Origin of the sequence: Alicyclobacillus shizuokensis NBRC 103103 (genome assembly GCF_001552255.1) — a bacterium.
GTDB classification, from domain to species: domain Bacteria; phylum Bacillota; class Bacilli; order Alicyclobacillales; family Alicyclobacillaceae; genus Alicyclobacillus_G; species Alicyclobacillus_G shizuokensis.
In genome coordinates this window covers 1-861 of record NZ_BCQV01000133.1, presented here as the reverse complement: position 1 = coordinate 861, position 861 = coordinate 1, and the positions used below count along the sequence as shown (strand labels likewise).

At 55.5% G+C, this 861-nt stretch carries 1 protein-coding gene; it reads left to right on the top strand.

The window, feature by feature from the left end; all coding sequences use genetic code 11:
• Window positions 1-210: 210 nt before the first annotated feature.
• The coding region (locus ASH01S_RS17655) for an IS110 family transposase (RefSeq protein ID WP_157067250.1) at window positions 211-861 on the top strand (651 nt) is incomplete at its 3' end.

Genomic DNA, 861 nt, shown 5'->3' with positions numbered 1-861 from the left:
GTTTGGTACTGCTGTTTTCAGCCTGATACCCAGGATCCACCACTCAGGTTCTAACCGCTTGTTGCGCCTCCATGGTGGAGGGGGTGTAGTGACCCGCAATTGGCCTCTCCATGGATGAGTGCTGATGACGAGGCTGTAGTCGGTGGTTTCCCATGGGCACCCAGGTCCGGGACTGGCTTGACTCTCTGCTCCTGAACGGAGGTGAATCGAATGCCCAAACTGCACGTTGGGATTGACGTGAGCTTGGGGTCTCACCATGTTCAATTCATGGATGAGGCCGGACAAGACTTGGGATCCTTCAAGGTCTCCAATGACCGGCCGGGAGCAGACACTCTCATTCGCAAGGTCTTGGAAACCACGGAAGCCAAGCAGATGGACACCGTCGTCATGGGTATGGAGGCCACCGCCAACCTTGGATGGCACCTTGCGCATTACCTGAGAAACCAATTCGCAGCCTATGAACCCAACCTTCAGGCCCAGATACACGTCTTGAATGCACGGAGAGTGGCTCGTTTCAAGAAGGGGTATGACACCCTTCCCAAGAACGACCGCATCGACGCCTGGGTGATTGCAGACCATCTGCGGTTTGGCCGACTGCCACAAGCCATGACAGATACTGCCCAATACGAAGCGTTGCAAAGACTCACTCGCACCCGCTTCCATCTCGTTCAGACGATTACTCGGGACAAGACGTTTTTCCTGAACCAGTTGTTTCTCAAGTTCAGCGGTCTTCGCCAGGACAGCCCGTTTTCGAGCACCTTCGGTGCGGCTTCTCTGGCCGTCATTCAGGAACTCGAGCCTGAGGAGATTGCCTCCATGCCTTTGGAAGACCTCGTCGCCTTCCTGGTCGAAAAGGGCAAG